Here is a 1,712-nt window from a genome sequence, read left to right on the forward strand (position 1 = left end):
ATACAATACAATACAAGCCATTATTATAATTTTTGGCTGTTTTTTCATTGCAAAAATAAAAAATTATTTCAGATATTTAAACGCTTTCTTTTGCGTAAAAGTCTATCTACTTCGATTTATTCTATAGCGGAGGTTTCGTTATGATTAAACTCTTTCAAAAATCTGAAACCGAAAAATATATAATAATTAAAATTCTATTTATTAAAATTACTTTCAAAAAGAAGCCTACAAAGTCCGATATAGACGCTATTGTTTGGTGGATACCTATTAAAAGTTTGAGAAATGCGGTTAGAAATTTATTAAATACTTATATGGATTTATTGAATATAAATAATAATTCTGCAAATATTAATAATTCTATAGATATTATAGAACAAATAATGAAAGATAACGCTAATATACATATACAAGAAAAACATGAAAAATTACTTTTTTATACTTGCGCAAATGAAAAATATTATCCATTTGCCATAATATATCCAATATTTGCTTTAGCGTTTAATAATGATGCTTTGGTTGAAATAGGTTTACAAGATTATGATTATTTCTATAGTATATATAAAGATATAATAGAATATTATAAGAAAAAATATAATGATAAAATATATTATCATAATGTAAAATTTTATGATAATGTAATGCCAAATTCAATAAGATTTATTTCTAAACCGCATTATAAAACTAAATATGTTTACATAGGCGATATAGATATATTAATATTAGAAGATATTTTTAATTTTCATTACAATAATATTAAACATAATAAATTAGATTTTAGTAATCATAAGAGAATTAACATAAATTATTTAACAGGACTACACTTTATAGAATATGATAAAATGTATCCAATATCTATTCCTAAAAATATAAATATTTATGAAATATCTGATGAAGAACTATTATATCATATGATGGTTAATAAAAAATATAAGATAACGAACATAACTAATACAAATCGTCCTATTCACGGCTATCATGTTAGCTATTTTTCTCGTCCGCCACTACAAACTATAACTACAAGAGATATGCTTGCCAAAAATTATCCAGCATGGACAGTAGATAAAGAAGTTGCTAAAAAATATGAGGCTATAAGGTTTAGTAAAGAAGTAAAAGATATTTATTCTTTAATTAAAGAAGATATGATAGAAATTAGAAAAATCATTCAATATATGGATTTGGTTTCTTATTATATTATTAATAATCACACAAGTTAAACAGAATTAGAAATTCTTATTTTATTATAATTTAATATTGACTTATTAATATTTTATATTATAATTTTTATTATGAAACAGGAAATAACGCCAATATTGGAAAATTATTTGGAAAGTATCTACAATTTGGAAGTGGAAAAAAATTTTAAAGAAGCTATAAGGATAACCGATATAGCCGATTTAGTCGGACGCTCGAAAGCAAGCGTAAATACGGCGATAAAAACTCTTTCAAAATTCGGATACATAAAGCATGAACATTACGGCGATATAGAACTTACCGAATCGGGAAGAGCGATAGGAAAAGATATAGCCGAAAGACATGCGATATTTTATTATTTTCTTACGAATATTTTGGGAGTCGAAGAAAAGAGAGCGGACGAAGAAGCCTGCTTGATAGAACATACGATGAGCAGAGATACCGTTCATAAATTCAAAGAATTTTTATGCGCGTATTGTAAGAAAGAAAATATTTTTTTCCACTTCCAAATTGTAGATACT

General features: G+C 24.8%; 2 protein-coding genes. Both read left to right on the forward strand.

Going from position 1 to position 1,712, the window contains the following annotated elements; translation table 11 throughout:
* The first annotated feature begins 140 nt into the window (after nt 1-140).
* On the forward strand, nt 141-1,214 hold the full coding sequence (locus EZH24_RS11245) for a hypothetical protein (RefSeq protein ID WP_137999194.1): 1,074 nt from the start codon (nt 141-143) through the stop codon (nt 1,212-1,214).
* A 72-nt stretch (nt 1,215-1,286) separates the two neighbouring features.
* A partial coding sequence (locus EZH24_RS11250) for a metal-dependent transcriptional regulator (protein WP_137999195.1) occupies nt 1,287-1,712 on the forward strand: 426 nt, incomplete at its 3' end.

This window comes from Brachyspira catarrhinii (assembly GCF_005518285.1).
GTDB classification, from domain to species: Bacteria; Spirochaetota; Brachyspiria; order Brachyspirales; family Brachyspiraceae; genus Brachyspira; species Brachyspira catarrhinii.